19 protein-coding genes are annotated in these 18,786 nt (G+C 71.3%); 6 read left to right on the top strand and 13 right to left on the bottom strand.

The genetic code is table 11. The features are described 5' to 3' along the window. The first annotated feature begins 10 nt into the window (after nt 1-10). Nucleotides 11-478 carry a MarR family winged helix-turn-helix transcriptional regulator gene (locus BJY18_RS07045; RefSeq protein ID WP_246458791.1) on the top strand — a complete coding sequence of 156 codons (468 nt, stop codon included), beginning with the start codon at nt 11-13 and terminating at the stop codon, nt 476-478. 29 nt (nt 479-507) lie between these two features. Here BJY18_RS07045 and BJY18_RS07040 read toward each other — a convergent pair whose 3' ends face one another. The 12 genes from BJY18_RS07040 to BJY18_RS06985 are packed head-to-tail and all read right to left on the bottom strand — an operon-like array spanning nt 508 to nt 14,567. Further along, complete coding sequence (locus BJY18_RS07040) at nt 508-1,566, bottom strand: LLM class flavin-dependent oxidoreductase (protein ID WP_184778722.1); 1,059 nt, start codon at nt 1,564-1,566, stop codon at nt 508-510. Continuing rightward, complete coding sequence (locus BJY18_RS07035; RefSeq protein ID WP_184778720.1) at nt 1,563-2,888, bottom strand: NtaA/DmoA family FMN-dependent monooxygenase; 1,326 nt, start codon at nt 2,886-2,888, stop codon at nt 1,563-1,565. The genes BJY18_RS07040 and BJY18_RS07035 overlap by 4 nt, the downstream gene beginning before the upstream one ends. After that, entirely contained in the window at nt 2,885-3,949 is a 1,065-nt protein-coding gene (locus tag BJY18_RS07030; protein ID WP_184778718.1) for an LLM class flavin-dependent oxidoreductase, read from the bottom strand. The genes BJY18_RS07035 and BJY18_RS07030 overlap by 4 nt, the downstream gene beginning before the upstream one ends. Beyond that, nucleotides 3,946-4,965 carry an aldo/keto reductase gene (locus BJY18_RS07025; protein WP_312873765.1) on the bottom strand — a complete coding sequence of 340 codons (1,020 nt, stop codon included), beginning with the start codon at nt 4,963-4,965 and terminating at the stop codon, nt 3,946-3,948. The genes BJY18_RS07030 and BJY18_RS07025 overlap by 4 nt, the downstream gene beginning before the upstream one ends. 14 nt (nt 4,966-4,979) lie before the next feature. Further along, nucleotides 4,980-6,008, bottom strand: a complete 1,029-nt coding sequence (locus BJY18_RS07020) for an aldo/keto reductase (protein ID WP_184778716.1) — start codon at nt 6,006-6,008, stop codon at nt 4,980-4,982. A 10-nt stretch (nt 6,009-6,018) separates the two neighbouring features. Then, the gene (locus BJY18_RS07015; RefSeq protein ID WP_184778715.1) at nt 6,019-7,200 is read right to left on the bottom strand and encodes an acyl-CoA dehydrogenase family protein; all 1,182 of its coding nucleotides are present in this window, start codon (nt 7,198-7,200) and stop codon (nt 6,019-6,021) included. Further along, nucleotides 7,197-8,072 (bottom strand): LLM class oxidoreductase, encoded by an 876-nt coding sequence (locus BJY18_RS07010; RefSeq protein WP_184778714.1) that lies wholly within the window; start codon nt 8,070-8,072, stop codon nt 7,197-7,199. The genes BJY18_RS07015 and BJY18_RS07010 overlap by 4 nt, the downstream gene beginning before the upstream one ends. Next, entirely contained in the window at nt 8,069-9,301 is a 1,233-nt protein-coding gene (locus tag BJY18_RS07005; RefSeq protein WP_184778713.1) for an LLM class flavin-dependent oxidoreductase, read from the bottom strand. The genes BJY18_RS07010 and BJY18_RS07005 overlap by 4 nt, the downstream gene beginning before the upstream one ends. A gap of 12 nt (nt 9,302-9,313) precedes the next feature. Beyond that, the gene (locus tag BJY18_RS07000) at nt 9,314-11,002 is read right to left on the bottom strand and encodes a dipeptide ABC transporter ATP-binding protein (RefSeq protein ID WP_184778712.1); all 1,689 of its coding nucleotides are present in this window, start codon (nt 11,000-11,002) and stop codon (nt 9,314-9,316) included. Beyond that, nucleotides 10,999-11,859 (bottom strand): ABC transporter permease, encoded by an 861-nt coding sequence (locus BJY18_RS06995; RefSeq protein ID WP_184778711.1) that lies wholly within the window; start codon nt 11,857-11,859, stop codon nt 10,999-11,001. The genes BJY18_RS07000 and BJY18_RS06995 overlap by 4 nt, the downstream gene beginning before the upstream one ends. Continuing rightward, nucleotides 11,856-12,848, bottom strand: a complete 993-nt coding sequence (locus tag BJY18_RS06990) for an ABC transporter permease (protein WP_184778710.1) — start codon at nt 12,846-12,848, stop codon at nt 11,856-11,858. The genes BJY18_RS06995 and BJY18_RS06990 overlap by 4 nt, the downstream gene beginning before the upstream one ends. Nucleotides 12,849-12,854: 6 nt before the next feature. Continuing rightward, on the bottom strand, nt 12,855-14,567 hold the full coding sequence (locus BJY18_RS06985) for an ABC transporter substrate-binding protein (RefSeq protein WP_184778709.1): 1,713 nt from the start codon (nt 14,565-14,567) through the stop codon (nt 12,855-12,857). Between the two features lie 395 nt (nt 14,568-14,962). Between BJY18_RS06985 and BJY18_RS37385 the strand changes: the two genes are divergently transcribed. The 4 genes from BJY18_RS37385 (at nt 14,963) to BJY18_RS06970 (ending at nt 17,863) form a co-directional block, all read left to right on the top strand. Continuing rightward, a complete protein-coding gene (locus BJY18_RS37385; RefSeq protein WP_281393647.1) occupies nt 14,963-15,094 on the top strand; it encodes a hypothetical protein in 132 nt (43 codons plus the stop codon). 38 nt (nt 15,095-15,132) lie between these two features. Continuing rightward, a complete protein-coding gene (locus tag BJY18_RS06980) occupies nt 15,133-16,188 on the top strand; it encodes a YeiH family protein (protein WP_221457606.1) in 1,056 nt (351 codons plus the stop codon). Nucleotides 16,189-16,302: 114 nt separating this feature from the next. After that, nucleotides 16,303-16,770 (top strand): VOC family protein, encoded by a 468-nt coding sequence (locus BJY18_RS06975; RefSeq protein ID WP_184778705.1) that lies wholly within the window; start codon nt 16,303-16,305, stop codon nt 16,768-16,770. 67 nt (nt 16,771-16,837) lie between these two features. Further along, nucleotides 16,838-17,863 carry an aldo/keto reductase gene (locus tag BJY18_RS06970; RefSeq protein ID WP_184778703.1) on the top strand — a complete coding sequence of 342 codons (1,026 nt, stop codon included), beginning with the start codon at nt 16,838-16,840 and terminating at the stop codon, nt 17,861-17,863. A 27-nt stretch (nt 17,864-17,890) separates the two neighbouring features. Here BJY18_RS06970 and BJY18_RS06965 read toward each other — a convergent pair whose 3' ends face one another. Further along, the gene (locus BJY18_RS06965) at nt 17,891-18,334 is read right to left on the bottom strand and encodes a MarR family winged helix-turn-helix transcriptional regulator (RefSeq protein WP_184778701.1); all 444 of its coding nucleotides are present in this window, start codon (nt 18,332-18,334) and stop codon (nt 17,891-17,893) included. A 76-nt stretch (nt 18,335-18,410) separates the two neighbouring features. Between BJY18_RS06965 and BJY18_RS06960 the strand changes: the two genes are divergently transcribed. Further along, nucleotides 18,411-18,782, top strand: a complete 372-nt coding sequence (locus BJY18_RS06960; RefSeq protein WP_184778700.1) for a VOC family protein — start codon at nt 18,411-18,413, stop codon at nt 18,780-18,782. Nucleotides 18,783-18,786 lie beyond the last annotated feature (4 nt).

The raw sequence follows: 18,786 nt of genomic DNA, 5'->3' as shown, positions 1-18,786 counted from the left end.
CGACGGTGTCATGGCGCAGATCACTGAGGTCACCGAGGACGAGCGGGTCAGCAAGGCGCTGAGCATGCGGTTGCTGCGGGTGGCCCGCCTGCTGGAAACGGAGTTGCGCCGCGAGCTGGCGGCGTTCGGCATCGAGCTGTGGGAAGTGGAGCTGCTGGGCGCCCTCGTGCGGTCGGGCGCGCCGTACCGGCTGTCCGCGGGGCAGCTGCTCGAGAGCATGCGCCTCACCTCCGGCGGGGTCACCAAACGGGTCGCCGGCCTCGAAAGCAAGGGGCTGGTCCGCCGCGACGTCAACCCCGGCGACCGCAGGCAGATCCTCGTGACGCTCACCGAAGAGGGCCGCCGCCGGGCGGCGGAGGTCTTCAGCACCAAGACCGAGACCGAGACCCGGCTGCTCGCCACCCTGCCGGCCGCGGTCCGCCGCGGCCTCAACGACGACCTGCGAAGCCTGCTGCTCGACTGGGAAGGCCCGCGTTAGCCCGTCCGCACCGGCGTCCCCGGCCCGGCTCACCCGCGCAACAGAGGCAGCAGCTGGTCTCCCTGGCGCCGGATTTCCGGCAGATACGGCGTGTCGGACAGGACGAAGTGCGTCACCCCCAGTTCCTGGTACTTCCGCAGCGACTTCGCCACCTCGCCCGCGGTGCCGACCAGCCATGTGGTGGCCGCGCCGCCTCCGCCGTACTTGCCGGGGGTGGTGTAGAGGTTGTCGTCCAGCACCTCGCCCCGGGCGGCCAGATCCAGCAGCCGCTGCTGGCCGGTCGCGGCCTGGCGGCGCGGATCGCGGGCGAGGGTGCCCTTCGCCATGGCCGCGACCCTCGCTTCCGCGTCGGCCCAGGCCTGTTCGGTTGTGTCGCGCACGACCGTGGTGATCCGCAGGCCGAACTCCAGCGGCGGATGCCGGCGCTCCTGCCGGGCGCTCAGCTCGCGCAGGCGGTCGATGCGTTCGGCGATGCCATCGAGGGGCTCTCCCCAGAACAGCTGCACATCGGCTTCGGCGGCGGCGACCTGTTCCGCGGCCGGGGACGCACCGCCGAAGTACAGCCGCGGGTGCGTTCGCGCGCCGCGGACCACGGTGCGCGGCGCGACCGTCGAATCGGTGACGGAGAAGTGCTCGCCGTGGTAGGTCACGTGTTCTTCGGTCCACAAGCGACGGACGATCTGCAAGAACTCTTTGGTCCGTGCGTACCGGTGCGCCTGGTCGCCTTCGGTGTCGCCGTAGGCGGCGAGGTTGTCCAAACCGGACACGATGTTCACCAGGACCCGGCCGCCGGTGAGGTGGTCGAGGGTCGCGGCCGCGGCGGCGAAGTTCGCCGGACGCCAGTAGCCGGGGCGGATCGCGACGAGCGGCTGGAAGCTCGTGGTCTGCGCGGCCAGCGCGGTCGCGACCGTGAAGGTGTCCGGACGTCCCCAGCCCGCACCGAGCAGAGCGCCGTCCCAGCCGTGCTGCTCGAGGGTGCGTGCGTGGCCGGTCAGCGTCGCGAGGCTGTTGTGACCGTCGACGGCGTCGTCGCCGCGATGGCCGGGTTCGGCCTGGTTCGGGATGTACCACAGGAACTGCTCGCTCACCGCAGGGCTCCGTTCGTGCGGGCGTGCGCGAGCCCGAGCCGGCCGCGCAGCGTGGGGTCGCCGTACTCGGTCTGGAACAGCGCACGCTGCTGAAGCAGCGGCACCACGAGCCGGGCGAAGTACTCGAAATCGACCGCGGTGTCCGCAGGCATCACGGTGAATCCGTCCGCGGCACCCGCGGCGAACCAGGCCGCCAGATCGTCGGCCACCTGTTCCGCCGAGCCGACGAGCAGGCGGTGCCCGGCCCCGCCCGCGCTGCCCTGGACCAGTTCGCGTGCGGTATGCGGGCGCTGCGCGATGAGAGCTCGCGTGGACGCGGCGAAACCGCTGGAGAACGCGTTGTCGGGTACCGAGTCCGGCAGGTCCGCGGCGGTGATCGGGTCGTCCGGGCCGAACCGCTCCGGCGAAAGCCCGAGGTTGCCCAGCAGGACCCCGGAAAGCCGCTCGATCGGCAGCGTCGCGTGCAGCTCGCGCTCCCGTCGCAGCGCCTCGGTTTCGGTCGCCGCGGTGAGCACGACGACGCCCAGCGAGATCTTCACGTCGTCCGGGTCGCGGCCCGCTCCGGCCGCACGCCGCCGGATGTCGTCGCGGAACGCGACCGCGCCGTCGAGGGTCTGCGAGACGGTGAACACGACGTCCGCGAATTTCGCGGCCAGGTCGCGGCCGCCCTCGGAACCGCCGGCCTGCACGATCACCGGACGGCCCTGCGGCCCCGCGCCGACCGGCAGGGGCCCGGCGACGGAGAAGAACTCCCCGGCGTGGTCGAGCCGCCGGATCCGCGCCGGATCGGCGTAGCGGCCGGTCGCCTTGTCCGCGACCACCGCGCCGGGTTCCCAGCCGTCCCACAGCCGGGTCACCACGTCGAGGAACTCGTGCGCCCGCCGGTAGCGTTCGGCCTTGGCGGGATGCCCGGTGCGGCCGAAGTTCGCCGCCGCGGCCGGGGTGCCGGTGGTGACGACGTTGACCGCGGCCCGGCCCTTGGTGACGTGGTCGAGCGCCTGGAACCGGCGGGCCAGGTTGTAGGGGGAGTTGTAGGTCGTCGAACTCGTCGCGATCACGCCAAGATGCGTGGTGACCGCGGCGAGGTTGCCGAGCAGCACGAGCGGGTCCAGCCCGGTTCCCGGTGCGTCCTCGATCTCGCCGCGCAGCGCGGGACCGTCCCCGAGGAACACCGCGTCGACCTTTGCCTGCTCGGCGATCCGCGCCAGCCGCTGGAAATGGTCGATGTCGAGATAGGCCAGCGGATCGGCGTGCGGCAGCCGCCATGCGTGCCGGAAGTGCCCCGGTGTCATCAGCGACAGGTTCAGGTGCAGCCGGGTCATCGCGTGCTCACCTCGGGCGCGGGTTGCCAACCGAGTGCCGGGGCGAGCCGCTGGGCGGTGTCGGTGAGCAGCCGGAGGTGTTCCTGGTGTTCCGGGACGCCGGGGACGAAGCTGACGAGGAGGTCGGTGGCCCAGCGCAGCGCCGGGTCCTGCGCCAATTCGGTCGCGAGGTCCTCGGGCGGGCCGATCAGGGCGTGGTCGGCGGCGAGGTAGTCGTCCACGCTGAGGCCGGACGCGTCCCTCCGGTGGGACTGCCAGCTTTGCCACCGCCGCACGCCGGGTGCCACCAGCTCGCGGGCGATCGCCCGGTCCGGGTGCGGGTACACCGCGCGCGACACCTGGACACGGGGTGCGCGGTCGGGCTCGTGCCACGCGTCGCGGTAGGTCCCGATCCACTCGGCCTGCGCTCGCTGCGCTTGCGCCACCGTCGATCCGCTCCACGCGGTCGCACGCGAGAGCTGCAGTCCGTCGCCGGCTCGCCCGGCGGCGGCCGCTGCCCGGTGCGCGTGGGCCGGGGCGCTCGTCGTGGCCTGCCACAGCCGTTGCCGCACACCGGTTCCCGGTGGATGCAGCACCTCGCCGAGGTCGTTGAGTACCTTGCCCTCCAGCACTTCGTGCAGCCGCGTGACCGAGGCGCCGAAGAGGTCGTGCCGCTCGGCGAGGTCCCGGCCGAACGCCGCCCAGGCACCGGGGAACGGGCCCGACCCGACGCCCAGTTCGAGGCGGCCGGCGCTCAGCGCGTCGAGGGTGGCCGCGTCTTCGGCGACCCGCAGCGGGTCCTCCAGCGGCAGCACCAGCACGCCGGTGCCCAGCCCGATCCGCGTGGTGTGCTGGGCGATCGCGGCCAGCACGACCAGCGGCGCGGACACGTGTTCCCTGCCTTGGCGGAAATGCCGCTGGATCACCCACCCCGAGTCGTAGCCCAGCTCCTCGGCCGCCACGAAGATCTCGGCCGCCTGCCGGTAGGCCCGCGACGGCGGTACGTCGGAGTCCAGGTGCAGCAGGAAGTTCAGCCGGAACCGGCGGCCGTCCTCGATTCCGGCGCCGATCGGGGCGGTCACAGCTTCAGCCCCGTGCCGTGCACGCCGTGCTCGTCGATCGACGCCAGTTCCGCCTCGGTCAGCGGCGGAAAGTCCAGCGCCTGCAGGTTGTGGTCCAGCTGGCCGGTGCTGCTCGCGCCGATGAGCGCGGAGGTGACTTCCGGGCGCCGCAGCACCCACTGCAGCGCCAGCTGCGCGAGCGATTGCCCGCGCTCCTCGGCGATCTTGTTCAACGCGGCCGCGCGTTCCCGATAGGTGGCGTCGATGACGTCCGGGGAGAGGAACGCGCTGTCCCGCGCCCGCGCGCCGTCGGGAATGTCCACGAGGTACTTGTCAGTCAGCAGCCCCTGCGCGAGCGGCGAGTAGACGACGAGCCCGAACCCGTCCTCGGCGGCCGCCGCGAGCAGACCGTTGCGTTCGGGCCTGCGGTCGAAGATCGAGTACCGCGGTTGGTGCACCAGCAGGGGGACGCCGGCTTCCCGCAGCAGCGCCGCGGCCTTGCGGGCGCGGTCGGGCAGATAGTTCGAAATGCCGGCGTAGAGCGCCTTGCCCTGGCCGACCGCGCTGACCAGCGCACCGACGGTCTCCTCCAGCGGTGTCGTCAGATCGGGGCTGTGGCTGTAGAAGACGTCCACGTAATCGGTGCCGAGATCGCGCAGGCTGTGCTCCAGCGAGGCCAGCAGCGACTTCCGCGAGGCGCCCTTCTGGTACGGGCTCGCGCCGATCGGGTTGCCCGCTTTGGTCGAGAGGATCAGCTCGTCCCGGTAGGGCGCGAGGTCCTGCGCGAGCACCTGGCCGAAGAACTTCTGCGCCCCGCGCGTGGGCGGTCCGTAACGGTCGGCGTTGTCGAAATGCGTGATGCCGAGGTCGAACGCGTGCAGGATGATCTCGCGGCGCTTCTCGTAGCCGTGCTCGGGGCCGAACTTCTGCCACAGCCCGAAGGAGAATGCGGGCAGGTCGAGCCCGGACCGGCTGGCGCGGCGGTAGGGCAGGTGCTCGTAGCGGTCCTCGGCGGGGGTGTGGATGGGGGAGCTCACAGGGATCCTTTCCGTTACGGGGTACGGCGGCGCGCGGACGGCTGCAGCGACGGCGTGTCCTGGCCGGTGTCACGTTCGAGGAACTGGGTGCCGGGATCGACGATCTCGTCGATCCGGTCGAGCACTTCGGGATCGAGTTCGACGGTCGCGGCCTTGAGGTAGGCGTCGAGGTGCTCCTGGGTGCGCGGGCCGATCAGCACGGTGCTGACCGCCGGATGACTCAGCGCGAACGCGACGGAAAGCTCCACCAGCGACAAGCCGCGTTCGGCGGCCAGCCGCGCGAGCGCATCCGCGGCCGCCAGTTTGCGGTGGTTGCGGGCCAGCCCGACGTCGAACCGGCCGGGGACGAGGTCGGCCCGGGCCGACACCGGCTGCGGCCCGCCGAGGCGGTACTTGCCGGACAGCCAGCCGGCCGCCAGCGGGCCGTAGCTCAGCACACCGACGCCGTACTCGCGCACGACCGGGAACACCTCGCGTTCGGCGCCGCGCACCAGCGCCGAGTACGGCAGCTGCTCGGTGTGCGGTGCGACGAGCCCGTGTTTTTCGGCCAGCCACTGGGCTCGCACCAGCTGGTGTGCGGGGAAGGCCGAGGTGCCGTAGTAGCGGATCTTGCCGTGGCGCACGAGATCGTCCAGGGTCTGCAGGGTCTCCAGCAGATCGGTGTGCGGATCCGGCCGGTGTGCCTGGTAAAGGTCGAGGTGGTCGGTGTCCAGCCGGCGCAGGCTGTCCTCGACCGCGCGCAGGATCCAGTGCCGCGAACTGCCCGCCCGGCGTGGATCGTCGCCGAGCCGTCCGTGGAACTTGGTCGCCAGGAACACCTCGTCGCGGCGTCCGCGCAGGGCGTTGCCGACGATCTCCTCCGACCGCCCCTGCCCGTAGACGTCGGCGGTGTCCACGGAAGTGATCCCGGCCTCCAGCGCCGCGTGAATGATCCGGACGCTCTCGTCCTCCTCCTGCCGACGGCCGAAATTCATCGCGCCGAGGGTGAGCGGGGTGATCGGCACGCCGGTGCGGCCGAGTACCCGTGCTGCTCCGATGGTCATCCGGGGCTCCTCAGAACAGTCCGGTGGTGGGCGGGTCCTCGCCGGTCAGGTGGAACGCCCCGGCGACCGCGGCCTTCCACTGCCGCGGGTTGTGGTTGGCGACCGTGCGGGCGTTGCGCCAGTGCCGGTCGAACCCGAGGGCGCGGTCGGTGGCCGAACCACCGCCGACGTCGAACAGCAGCTCGGCGGCGCGGAACGCCGATTCGATGGCGATCACACCGGTCTGCGCCACCGTCACCGCGGCTTCCGCCGCCGCGACGCGGTCACCGTCGCGGGCGGCGTCCAGCACTTCGGCCGCGAGCAGCACTGCCGACCGCGCAGCCTGGGCGCTCGCACCGATCCGGCCCACGGTTTCGCGCACGTACGGGTCATCGACGCTGCGGGTGGCGGTGCTGTGCTTGATCGGCCGGGCTTTCGCCCGCACGAACCGGACAGCGTCGTCGAGCGCGGCGGCGGCGATCCCGGCTTCGACCGAGGCGAGATAGAGCTGGGCGAACGAACCGCGCCACGGAGCGGCGGGCGGCACGTCGTGCGGGGTCAGCTCGTCGGCGTGCACCCGTACGTCGACCAGCCGCGTCGTACCGCTGGCGGTCAGTCGCTGGCCCACCGCGTCGAAGTCGTCGAGCCGATGCACGCCCTCGCGGTCGAACGGCACGGTGAAGCCGACCACGGTCCCGTCCTCGTCGGTCGCCGAGGTGCTGAACCAGGTCGCGTACAGGCCGCCGGTCGAGTAGTACTTCTCGCCGTTGACCACATATCCGTCGCCGGCGCGGCGGAGGGTCGCGTTGACCGAACCGCTGGCGCCGCCGGTGCGTTCGTTGCCGCTGCCGGCGAACAGGTCGCCGGCATTCAGCCGCCGTAGCGTCCGTTCCCGGTGCGGGAAACCGGGACGGCGCACGCGTTCGGCGACCAGGAACGTCGGCCGCAGCGCTTGTGCCACATTGGAATCCGCTCGGGCCAGTGCGGTCACCAGCTCGGCGACGTCGCGCAGCGAGCCACCCGCGCCGCCGTCTTCGACCGGGACGCCGAGCAGCCCGATCCGGTGTGCCGCGAGGTCCCGGACCTCGGCGAACGCGTACTCCCGCGTCCGCTCCCGTTCGGCGGACCCGGCGGCGAGCCGGGCCAGCACCGGGGTGATCGCGGTGCGGATCCCCGCCACGGTGTGCCCGGCGGACACGAGTTCGGCGGTCATGCGGGCACCAGCCCGAAGCTGCCGCGCAACGTGTCGGGCGCCGCCCGCGTGCCGGCCCATTCCCGCAGCACAGCCGTGACGTCGTCCGCGCTGCCTGCCGGCACCAGTTCGACGCCGTCGAGCCGGTGCCGCGTGATCCAGGCGCGGGGATCGGGAACCGCGCCGGGAGTGAGGCGGCCGAGCAGTGCGACCTCGGCGCGCGCCCGGCCGGCGCGGTGCAGTGCTTCGGACAACGCGGTGTCGGCGCCTTCCGGCTCGTCGGTCACCACGACATCCGCCGAGGCGGCGACCACTGCCGGTGGCAACTTCCCGAGATCGGCGACCACGAGCGGGCGGCCCTGCACGGACGAGGGGCCGTCGATCGGTCCGGCGACACGGTAGAACGTGCCCTCGTGCGCGATCGGTTCGATCAGCACGTCGTTCACGACCACCGCGGCCTTCCGGTCGCCGAGCAGCGCCTCGCGCGGGAACGACTCCCACAGCCGGGTCAGGATTCCGGCGTGCTCGGCCCACCGCCGTACCGGATCGGCCGCGGCCGGGTCCGGCGCCGACACCGCGCTGACCTCGTCACCGTCGCCGGGGCGCAGCGCTATCCCGGCCCGGCCGCCGGTGGCGCGGTCCAGCGACAGGATCCGCCGCGCGAGGTTGTACGGGGCGTTACCGGTGGTCGGCACCTCGGCGACGTAGCCGATGCCGGGGTGCACTCCGGCCAGGTAAGCGGCGACCACCGACGGGTCGAGCGCACCGGTGTCGGCTAGCCGGATCGCGGTGACCCCGGAGTCCGCGGCCAAGCCGGTCAGCGCGACCGCCTCGGCCAGGGAGACCCCGTCGGCGGGACCAACTCGCAAGGACAGCTGGACCAGGGTGCTCATCGGGCGGTCACCTCTTCCGGGACGGGAACGATCCGGGGGACGGGCAGGCCGAGGTGGCCGCGCAGGGTGGTGTCCTCGTAGTCGGTGCGGAAGAGCCCGCGGCGGCGCAGCTCGGGCACGACCTGCCCGGCGAAGTCGTCGAACCCCGAGGGCAGCACGTCGGGCATCACGTTGAACCCGTCGGCGGCGCCCGCGCGGAACCAGGTTTCGATGTCGTCGGCGATCTGCTCCGGCGTGCCGGTAACGATGCGGTGCCCGCCGCCCCCGGACAACCGCTTGAGCAGTGCGCCGAGCGTCGGGTTCTCGCGGTCGATGATGTCCTTGACCACCCGGTAGAACGTCTGCGAGCCACCGGCCTCATCCGGCGGCACGAGCAGGTCGCGGGGGATCGGTTCGTCGTCGCTGAGCCCGTCCAGTGAGATGCCCAGCTGCCCGGCGAGCCGGCCGCGGCCGTAGGCGTCCGGCAGCAGCTCGTCCAGCAGTTCCCGGCGGGCATTCGCTTCCGCCACGGTACTGCCGACCACAGTGGACAGTCCGGGAAGGACCACGACGGCGCCAGGGTCGCGGCCGTGGCGCGCGGCCCCGGCGCGGATCTCGGCCCGGAAGGCGCGGGCGCGGTCGAGGTCCTGGTCGGCGGAGAACACCACCTCGGCCACCCGCGAGGCCAGCTCCCGCCCGTCGCGGGACCCACCCGCCTGCACCACCACCGGTCGCCCCTGCGGTGACGAGTAGCGCGTGCGCTCCGACCAGGCCCGCACGACCTGTTCGGTGAACGCAGCGGCCCGCTGGTACCGGGAGCTGTGTTCGGGTTCGCGGTCCCGGCCGAAATTGCGCGCGGCCACCGCACCCGCGGTGGTCACCACGTTCCAGCCCACCCGGCCGCCGGACACGTGGTCGAGGTCGCCGAGCCGGCGGGCCAGCTCACCGGCGTCGTGATAGGAGGACGACAGTGTGCCGATCAGGCCGATCCGCTCGGTCTGCGCGGCGATGCGCGCCAGCACCGTGGTGGGTTCGAAATTGTTGCCGGTGCGATGTTTCACGCTCGGGTCCAGCGAGGGACCGTCGGCGAGGAACACGGCATCGAGCCGGGCCCGTTCGGCCTTTTTCGCGATGTCGGTGTAGTGCTCGATGCGGTAACTGGAAAGGGGATCGGTGCCGGGGAAACGCCAGGAGCCACCGAAGACCCCGGCGTTGAGGATGTTGACGTTGAGATGCAGCTGACGAGGCACGGGAGGGCTCCTCTACGGGGTGGGGGCGAGAGACGCCCCGGGGACGGCGGCCAGCAGCCGGCGGGTGTAGTCGTGCCGCGGCGAGTGCAGGGTCTCCTCGGCCGGGCCGGTTTCGACCACCGCGCCGTCCTGCATCACCGTCACGTCGTGGGCGATCAGCCGCACCACGCCGAGATCGTGGGTGACGAACACGTAGCTCAGCCCGTACTCGGCCTGCAGATCGACGAGCAGCTGCAGGATCTGTGCCTGGACCACCACGTCCAGTGCGCTGACGGCTTCGTCCAGCACCAGCACCCGCGGCGTCAGGGCGAGCGCGCGGGCGATCGCGACCCGCTGCCGTTGCCCGCCCGAGAGCTGCAGTGGAAGCCGGTCGAGGTGGCTCTCGTCCAGCGCGACGGCCTCCAGCAGCTCCACGATCCGGGCCCGCTCCTCGTGCGCGCTGCCGGCGAGTCCGAACGCCCGCAACGGTTCGGCGATCAGCCGCCGCACGGTGAACCGCGGGTCGAGGGAGGTGAACGGGTTCTGGAACACGAACTGCAGATCCCGGCGTGCCTCGCGCAGCTCCCGGCGGCGCAGCCCGGTCAGCGTCCGGTCGCCGAGGTGCACGGTGCCGCGGTCGGCGGTGGTGAACGCCGCGAGGATGCCGGCGAGGGTCGACTTGCCGGCACCGGATTCCCCGACGATCGCGTGCGTGGTCCCCGCCCGCACCACCAGGTCCACCTCGTCGAGTGCCCGTAGTTTCCGGTGCGCGCCGCGGAGCCGATAGGTCTTCGACAGCCCTTCGGCCCGGACCACCGGCGGTGCCGTGCCGTCCTCCGGACGCGACCCGGAGGACGGCTCGAGGCGGCCCGCGTGCCGGGCGGGGGCGGCGTCGAGCAGCTTGCGGGTGTACTCGTGCGCGGTGTGTTCCAGCACCTGCGAAACCGGGCCGTCCTCGACGATCCGGCCGCCGTGGCTGACCAGGATCCGGTCGGCCCGTTCCAGCGCGATCCCGAGGTCGTGCGTGACCAGCAGGATGCCGATGCCGAGCTCGGCGCGCAGCCGGGCGAGGTGGTCGAGGATGACCTTCTGCACGGTCACGTCGAGCGCGGACGTCGGTTCGTCCGCCACGATCAGCTTCGGCTTGCCGGCCAGGGCGATCGCGATCAGCGCCCGCTGTTTCATCCCGCCGGACAGCTCGTGCGGATACTGCGCGAACACCCGCTCGGCGTGCTCGAGTCCCGCCTGCCGCAGGCTTTCCAGCGCGGCCGCACGATACTGTGCGGCCGGTTGCCTGCCCGGCGCGTTGAACCGCACCGCTTCCACGACCTGTCTGCCGATCTTCTTCGCCGGGTTGAGCGAGGTGTTCGGATCCTGTGGCACGAAGCCGACGAAGTTGCCGCGCACCAGCGCCATCCGGCGGTCGTCCCAGCCGGTGACGTCGACGCCGGTGTAGGCGATCGACCCGGCCCGCACCCGGGCGCCGCCCGGCAGCAGCCCGAGCGCGCCTTGCACGATCGTGGTCTTGCCCGAACCGGACTCGCCGACGAGCGCGAGGAACTCGCCCGGTTCGACGTGCAGACCGGCGTCGTGCACCGCGGTGCGCCAGCCCCACCCCGCGGTGCGGTAGTCGACGGTGAGCCCGGAGATCCGCAGCAGCGGATCGTCCGGCTCCTCGCGCGCGGACGCGGTCTCGGTGCTGCCGGCTGAGGTGAGGGTCATCGGCCGTGGTCCTTCCTGAACGAGGTGTTGATGCGGTGCGAGGCGAGGACCACCGCGGCGAGTGCGGCGCCCGGCAGCAGCGAGATCCACGGGTGCACGGCCACGTAGTCGCGGCCCTCCGCCACGAGCAGACCCCACTCCGGGGTCGGCGGCGGTGCGCCGTAGCCGAGGAAACCGAGACCGGCGACGGCGAGGATCGCGCTGCCGATCTCCAGCGCGGCCAGCGCCAGCACCGGGCTGACCGCGTTCGGCACGATGTGGCGCAGCACCACACCTCCTCGCCGTACTCCCAGCCCGTAGGCTGCGCGCACATAGTCGCGCGCGGCCACGGCGAGCACCTCGGCCCGCATCACCCGCGCGAACGAGGCGATCGACGAGATCCCGACGGCGAGCGCGATGTTGTTCGTCGAGTAACCGAGCACGGACACCAGCACCATGGCCAGCAGCAGGTTCGGGATCGCGAGGAACACGTCCACCACCCGCATCAGCACGGTGTCCGCCCAGCCACCGGAGAATCCGGCCGCGAGCCCGATCAGCGAACCGGCGCCGAACCCGGTCAGCACCGCGAACAGCGTCGCGGTGAGCGTGGTGCCGGCGCCGTACACGCTGCGGGCGAACAGATCCCGGCCGAGCCGGTCGGTGCCGAACCAGTGCTCGGCACTCGGCGGCGCGAAGCCGGCGTCGGCGTTGCCGTCGAAGGGGCTCGCGGAGGTGAACACCGACGGGAACACCGCCCAGCCGATCGCGACCACCACGATCACCCACGCCAGGACGAGGCTCGGTGTGCGGGCCAGTTCGGTGAGCCGGGCGAGCGCGGCCGGACGACGGCGCACCCCGGGCAGGGTCGCGACGGTCATGCGGTACTCCTCTCCGCAGCCCCGGCCACCGGCTCCGCTCCGGCCGGGTCGGTGGCGAGCGCGGCCCGCAGCCGCGGATCCAGCAGGGGATAGACGAGGTCCACGACGAGGTTGAGCACCGCGAACGTCGCCGCCACGAACACGACGATTCCTTGCACCAGTGGCAGATCCAGGGTGTTGATCGCGTTCTGCGTCATCCGGCCGAGCCCCTTGCGGGCGAACACGGTTTCGGTGATCACCGAGCCCGCGATGAGGTTGCCGAAGGTGACCCCGGCGATGGTGAGCGCGGGCAGGCTCGCGTTGCGGAAGACGTCCCCGGCCAGGACGCGGCCCCGGGTGGCGCCCTTGGCCCAGCTCGTGGTGACGTACCCGGCGCGGAACTCGGTGGCGAAAGACCGCACCAGCAGTTGCGCGATCGGCCCGGCGACCGGGACCGCGAGGGTGAGCACTGGCAGCACCAGGCTCTGCCATCCGGCGTCACCGAACGGCGGGAACCAGCCGAGCCGGAACGAGAAGATCTGCAACAGCAGGATCCCGGACAGGAACACCGGGATCGACACCGCCGCGGTCGGCAGCGATTCGAGGAGGTTGCGCAGCCACCGCTGCCGCGCCGAGGTGGCCAGGACCGCGACGGCGAACGCCAGGACGACAGCCAGCAGCAGCGCCCCCGCGGCCAGCAGCAGGGTGTAGGGCAGCACATCGGTGATCGAAGCGCTCACCGAACGTCCCGATTGGACGGAGCTGCCGAAGTCACCCCGCAACGCGTGGCCCAGCCGGTCGAGGTACTGCAGCAGTACCGGTTCGTCGAATCCGTAACTGCCGGCGACCTGTGCCCGGACCTCGGGTGGCACGGTGTTGAGCTCGGCCGGATCGAACAGCAGGTCCACCGGATCGGCCGGCAGGACGAACAGCAACGCGAAGGTGAGGGTGAACGCGGCCCATACGACGAAGACGGCGCGGCCGGTTTTCAGCAGGACGTAGCGCAGCATCGGACCCTACTTCCCGTCGCTCTTCCAGGCGTTGACGAAGTGGTTGCGGGACTGGGCGTCGAAGACGATCCCGTGCACGTACGGGGCCTGGGCGATGACCTGCGACGGGTTGTACACCGGATTCGCCAGGGCGTACTTGTCCAGGATCAGGTCCTGGGCGGCCTTCGCGTACTGTGCGCGCTCCGCTGGGTCGAGAGTCGTCTCCAGCTTGCCGAGGGTCCGCGTGACCTCGTCAAGGTCGATGCCCGGAGCCGACGGCGACAGGTAGGAGGTGTTGCCGCCGGCGGGGCTGAACTGCAGGTTGAGCACCGCCGGGTCGTTGCGCGAGCGGTTGGCGGCGGTGATGTTCCAGCCGTCCTTCGCCTTGGCCTGCTGGGCGGTGTAGTCGGGGATGGGGACCACGGTGAGCTGCAGATCGATGCCAATCTTGCGGAGATCCTGCTGCACGGACTCGTAGGCGGGTTTGTTCGCCACGAGGTTGTTGATGCCGAGCAGTTTCACGGTCAGCTTCTTGCCGTCCTTGACCCGGATGCCGTCCGGCCCCGGCACCCAGCCTGCCTGGTCCAGCAGCCGTCCGGCCTGCCGCGGGTCGTACTTCAGCGACGAACCGCTGTAGTCGGCGTAGCCGGGCACGGACGGTTCGAGAATCGACTTCGCGATCGAGTACGACGGGGTGAGCACGGCCTTCTCGATCGTCTCCCGGTTCCAGCCGAGCTGGATCGCCTTGCGTACGGCGAGGTCGTTCGTGGGGAACAGCGAGGCGTTCAGCGCGAAGTGGATGGCGGTACCGGAGACCCCGCGGTGGATGATCCGGAACCCTTGGCCGGTCAGCGGTTTCTCGTCGGTGGTACTGACGTCGAGGGTGGCGTCGACCGCACCGGAGGTCAGCGAACCGGTGCGCACGCTGGCTTCCGGGATGGTGTTGAACGTGACCTTGTCCAGGTAGGCCTCGCCGTCGTGGTGCAGGGCCGGCGGTGCCCAGTGGTACCCCGCCCGCCGGGCCAGCACCGTCTTCACCTGCGGCTCCCACGAGTCGTAGACGAACGGGCCGGTGCCGATGACCTTCTTCGCGTCGGTCCGCTGCCGAGCGCTGAGCTTGAGGGTGGACAGCGAGAGGAACCCGGGCTGGGCGTTGGCGGTGAACGACGAGCCTTGCAGGAAGCTCGCGCTGGGCTGGGAGAACCGGACCACCGCGGTGTGGTCGTCGACCACGTCGGTGCCCAGGTAACCGGGCAGCAGGGTGGCGCCGTTGGGCAGGATCCCGAGCGCGGGGTCGCCGTGCACGTACTGGTCGAGGTTCGCCTTCACGACCTGCGCGTCGAACGGCGTGCCGTCGCTGAAGGTGACGTCCCGGCGCAGGTGGAAGGTGAACGAGGTGAGCTCGTTGTTGTACTCCCACTTCTCCGCCAGCCACGGGGTGATATTCCCGGTTTCCGGGTCCTGCCAGGTGAGCTTGTCGGTGACGTTGTTGCCGATGAGAGACTCGGCGTAGTTGGTGCCCCACTGCGGGTCCGGGCTGCGCTGGTAGTCGATAAGCGCGAATTGCAGCGTTCCCCCGCGCACCGGGGTGCCCTCGGCGGCCGATGCGCCGGAGCTTTCGCCGCGGCTGAGCGCGACGACGGCCGCGGCGACGACCACGACGACGGCGCCCGCCGCCAGCCAGGGCCACTTTCTGCGGCGGGGGACCGCGTTTTCCAGGACGGTGCGAAGGTCGGACATGGCTTCTCTCGCGTTCGGAGGGGATGGCTCGCCGATCACCCGCCGGGGAAGGAAACGGGGATCGGGCCGGGAGGACCTGCGCTCAGCGGCGACAGTGCGCGCAGGCCCCGGGCGGCAGCCGTTGCCGCCTCCGAAGGGAAGCGGACCTGCTCACGAAAGCGACTATATGCGGCGGGTACAGACCGGCCAAGCAATCCCGCAGAACAGGAAATCGGCTGGTTTTGCCCCGGCACAACGGGGTTTGTTCGGCCCCGGTGTCCACAGTGGATCTCCTGGCCCGTGTCCGTCCATTGTGGACACTGGCGTCCGCGATGGACGCCGGTACCCGGGAGGCGGTGTTCCACCTGCTGGACAGGGCGGACGGGCAATCGCCGAGGGCCTACAGTCCCGCGGTCATGAGCGACGATGAGAATCCGAATCCGGCCACGCGGATCAGCGCCGACTGGGCCGCGGTGGCGGTCGCGGGTGTGCTGGTGGTGCTGGCCGCGCTCGGCTGGCTGCCGACGATCCCGTTCCCGGTCTCGTGACGACCCCGGCGGGGACCGCCCCGGCCGGGGGACGCGGCGTGACCGGTGCTGCGGTCCTGCGGCTGGTTCCCGGTCTCTTGTTGCTCGCCGCGGTCGGGGTGGTCGGCACCCTGGCCCAGAACGGCGTGCGCAGCATCGGCGAGGCCACCGGCACGTCGCTGCCGGACCTGGAGTACGTGCTGTGGGCGATCGTGCTCGGGCTCGTCATCCGGAACACGGTGGGCATCCCGGCGCTGTTCCGGCCGGGCGTGGGGACCTACGAGTTCTGGCTGAAGTCCGGCATCGTGCTGCTCGGCGCCCGCTTCGTCCTGGGTGACCTGGCCAAGCTCGGCGGCTTCAGCCTGGGCTTGATCCTGGTCGACATGGCAGTGGCCACCACGGTCATCCTCCTGGTGGGCAAGGCGTTCCGGCTCGGCGGGAAGCTGTCGTCGCTGCTGGCGATCGGCACCTCGATCTGCGGGGTGTCGGCGATCATCGCGGGCCGGGGTTCGATCGACGCCGACGACGAGGATTCCGGCTACGCCATCGCCGCGATCCTCGCCCTCGGCGCGGTCGCCCTGTTCTCGTTCCCGGCGATCGGGCATGCGCTCGACCTGTCCGACACCGAGTTCGGCCTGTGGGCGGGGCTGGCGGTGGACAACACCGCGGAGACCACGGCGACCGGCGCGGCCTACTCGCCGCACGCCCAGGACGTCGCGGTCGCGGTGAAGAGCACCCGCAACGCGCTGATCGGCCTCGTCGTACTCGGCTACGCCGCCTACTGGTCCACCCGGGGCGGCAGGTCCGTCGCGAGCGGGTTCCTCGGCCGCGCTGGGTTCGTGTGGCGCACCTTCCCCAAGTTCGTGCTCGGTTTCATCGCGGTGTCCGCATTGGCGACCGCGCACGTGTTCACCAAGGCGGAAGTCGCCGACCTCGGCAATCTGTCCAAATGGGCCTTTCTGTTGTGCTTCGCCGGGGTCGGCCTCAACTTCGACTTCCGGCAGATGGCACGCAGCGGGCTGCGGCCGCTCGTGGTCGCCGCGCTCGGCCTGGTCGTGGTCGCGGCCTGTTCGCTCGGGCTGGTGCTGCTGACCGCGCAGTGGTTCACTTTTTGAGTGCTACGGAAGACCACGGCAGAAGCGGACATCAGCTGACCGGTACTGCTGACAGAGTCGGTGTCGCGGCCGGAAACCTCCGGCGGCGAACCACTTCTGAAGGACCGGAACACCATGTCGCTCAACGCTGTCGTCCACCTGAACTTCCGCGGCCAGGCCCGCGGGGCGCTGGAGTTCTACCAGTCGGTCTTCGGCGGGCAGACCACTGTCACCACCTACGGCGACTTCGGGATGCCCGCGGAAGCACCCGACGCCGCGAAGGTGGTGTTCGGCCAGGTCGTCGCCGACAACGGCTTCCGGGTGCTGGCCTACGACGTGCCCGGGGACGAGATCCCGGTCGCCGAGGGCGAGCCCACCACCCGCCGCGAGAACGGCACCACGATCACCGACGAGCCGTTCTTCCTGTCCGTGAGCGGGGAAACGGTCGAGGAGGCCACCGGGTTGTGGGAGCGGCTCGCCGACGGTGCGACCGTGATCGAGAAGTTCGGCCCGTCCCCGTGGGCAGCCGGGTTCGGGATGCTGGCCGACCGGTTCGGCGTCACCTGGATCGTCGACGTCGCGGCCGGGTCCGCACCGGCCTGAAGCCGTTCCTCGCGGGGTGGGTGCGGCCTGCACGCGCCCACCCCGTCCTGCGCACTGGAGATTCCCCATGCACACCCGAGCACTGGGCCGCACCGGCATCCAGGTCAGCGCGTACGCGCTGGGCACGATGATGTTCGGCCCGTACGGCAATCCCGACCACGACGAGTGCGTGCGGATGGTCCACCGCGCGCTCGACGCCGGGATCACCCTGATCGACACCGCCGACGTCTACGGCGACGGGGAGAGCGAGCGCGTCGTCGGCAAGGCCCTGCGGGGCCGTCGCGACGACGTCGTCCTCGCCACCAAGGGCAACGGCCCGATGGGGCCGGGACCGAACCAGCGGGGCAACTCCCGCCGCTGGATCGTCCAGGCCGTCGAAGGGTCGCTGCGCCGCCTCGGCGTCGACCACCTCGACCTCTACCAGGTCCACCATCCGGAACCGGACACCGACATCGAGGAAACGCTGGGTGCGCTGACCGATCTGCTGCGCGCGGGGAAGATCCGCGCGATCGGACACTCGAATCTGCCGCCGTCGGACATCGTCGAAGCCCAATGGGTGTCCGAACGCCGTGGCCTGGCCCGGTTCCGTACCGAACAGCCGCACTACTCGATCCTCAACCGCGGTATCGAACGCGAGATCCTGCCGGTCTGCGAGCGTTACGGCCTGGGCGTGCTGGTGTGGAGTCCGCTGTCGATGGGGCTGCTCTCCGGCCGGCTGCGCAAGGGAGGCGCTGAGCAGCCGTCGGCCGGCCGCCTGCGCTGGGCGCGGAAGCATATGACCGACGAGCGCAAGCTCGACGTCGTGGAAGCGCTGGTGCCGCTGGCCGAGCAAGCCGGGCTTTCCCTGCCACACCTGGCGCTCGCCTTCGTCACCAGTCACCCCACGGTCACGTCCGCGATCCTCGGTCCGCGCACCGGCGGGCAGCTGGACGATCTGCTGGCGGGTGCGGAAACCGTGCTGGACGACGACCTCCTGGACCGGATCGACGAGATTGTCCCGCCGGGGACGGATGTGGGGCCGGTCGACGTCGCGTACGTGCCGCCGTCCCTCCGGCAGCCGCGGCTGCGCCGCCGAGCCGCCGCGCTTCGCTGACGCAGCCACGGAAGACCCGTGCCGCGGTCACGGTGCCCGGAGCGCGTCCCGGCAGGCGGTGAGCAGAGTGCGGAGGCGGCCGGCCCCGGTGGTTCCGAGGCCGGCCGTCATGGCCTCCGCGACTCCGGCGACATCGTCGCGGGCCTGGCGCACGAGGGCGGTTCCGGCGGCGGTGACGACCGTCGCGCGCTCGCGGCGCCGGCCGGGTTCCTCGGCACGCTCGACCAAGCCCCGTTTCTCGAGGCCTTGCAGCAGAACGTTCATCGACTGCCGGGAGACGAAGGCCCGCCGGGCAAGTGCGGAACCGGTGACTTCCGGGGTGTCGTGGAGGGCCTGCAGGCACGCGTACTGCGGCACACTCAGCCCGAGCGGACGCAGCACCTCGTCCATGCGTTGGTTCAGCAGCGCCTGGGTCTCCTTGATCAGCACGCCCAGCTCCTCCGGCACAGACCGGTCATCCGTTCCCGTCATGTCAACAGTTTGACACAAGTACGTAAGTGTCAGTATGTTGACACGGTACCGAGTGCGCCAGTCCAGGAGGAGTGCGATGACGACCACCACGAGCGGTCCCGATTTCGTGTCACTGCAGGTCCGCGACCGCGAGGTGTCCGCGGAGTTCTACGAGAAGAAGGTCGGGCTGACCCGGCTCACCGCCAATCCGGGCGCGGTGGTGTTCTCCGCCGGCGGGGTCGTGTTCGCGGTGCGGGACCCGTTCCCCGGCGTGGATCTCGACGCGCTGGGCACGCTCGGCGCGGGCGTCGGGATCTGGTTCCACAACGAGGACGCGGCCGGGCTGCACGGCCGGCTCGCCGGCCAGGACGTGCCGATCGTGCAGGAGCCGTTCGAGGGCCCGTTCGGGACGCAGTTCGCCTTCCGCGATCCCGACGGGTACGTGATCACCGTTCACTCGCGAGCCTGAACGA

This window comes from Amycolatopsis jiangsuensis, from assembly GCF_014204865.1.
Taxonomy (GTDB): Bacteria; Actinomycetota; Actinomycetes; order Mycobacteriales; family Pseudonocardiaceae; genus Amycolatopsis; species Amycolatopsis jiangsuensis.
This window is presented reverse-complemented; position numbering and strand designations above follow the sequence as displayed.

Coding starts and splice junctions, on each gene's coding strand:
- BJY18_RS07045 (WP_246458791.1), top strand. CDS start 11: ATGGCGCAGATCACTGAGGTCACCGAGGACGAGCGGGTCAGCAAGGCG.
- BJY18_RS07035 (WP_184778720.1), bottom strand. CDS start 2,888: ATGACCCGGCTGCACCTGAACCTGTCGCTGATGACACCGGGGCACTTC.
- BJY18_RS07020 (WP_184778716.1), bottom strand. CDS start 6,008: ATGACCATCGGAGCAGCACGGGTACTCGGCCGCACCGGCGTGCCGATC.
- BJY18_RS07015 (WP_184778715.1), bottom strand. CDS start 7,200: ATGACCGCCGAACTCGTGTCCGCCGGGCACACCGTGGCGGGGATCCGC.
- BJY18_RS07010 (WP_184778714.1), bottom strand. CDS start 8,072: ATGAGCACCCTGGTCCAGCTGTCCTTGCGAGTTGGTCCCGCCGACGGG.
- BJY18_RS07000 (WP_184778712.1), bottom strand. CDS start 11,002: ATGACCCTCACCTCAGCCGGCAGCACCGAGACCGCGTCCGCGCGCGAG.
- BJY18_RS06995 (WP_184778711.1), bottom strand. CDS start 11,859: ATGACCGTCGCGACCCTGCCCGGGGTGCGCCGTCGTCCGGCCGCGCTC.
- BJY18_RS06990 (WP_184778710.1), bottom strand. CDS start 12,848: ATGCTGCGCTACGTCCTGCTGAAAACCGGCCGCGCCGTCTTCGTCGTA.
- BJY18_RS06985 (WP_184778709.1), bottom strand. CDS start 14,567: ATGTCCGACCTTCGCACCGTCCTGGAAAACGCGGTCCCCCGCCGCAGA.
- BJY18_RS37385 (WP_281393647.1), top strand. CDS start 14,963: ATGAGCGACGATGAGAATCCGAATCCGGCCACGCGGATCAGCGCCGAC.
- BJY18_RS06975 (WP_184778705.1), top strand. CDS start 16,303: ATGTCGCTCAACGCTGTCGTCCACCTGAACTTCCGCGGCCAGGCCCGC.
- BJY18_RS06970 (WP_184778703.1), top strand. CDS start 16,838: ATGCACACCCGAGCACTGGGCCGCACCGGCATCCAGGTCAGCGCGTAC.
- BJY18_RS06965 (WP_184778701.1), bottom strand. CDS start 18,334: ATGACGGGAACGGATGACCGGTCTGTGCCGGAGGAGCTGGGCGTGCTG.
- BJY18_RS06960 (WP_184778700.1), top strand. CDS start 18,411: ATGACGACCACCACGAGCGGTCCCGATTTCGTGTCACTGCAGGTCCGC.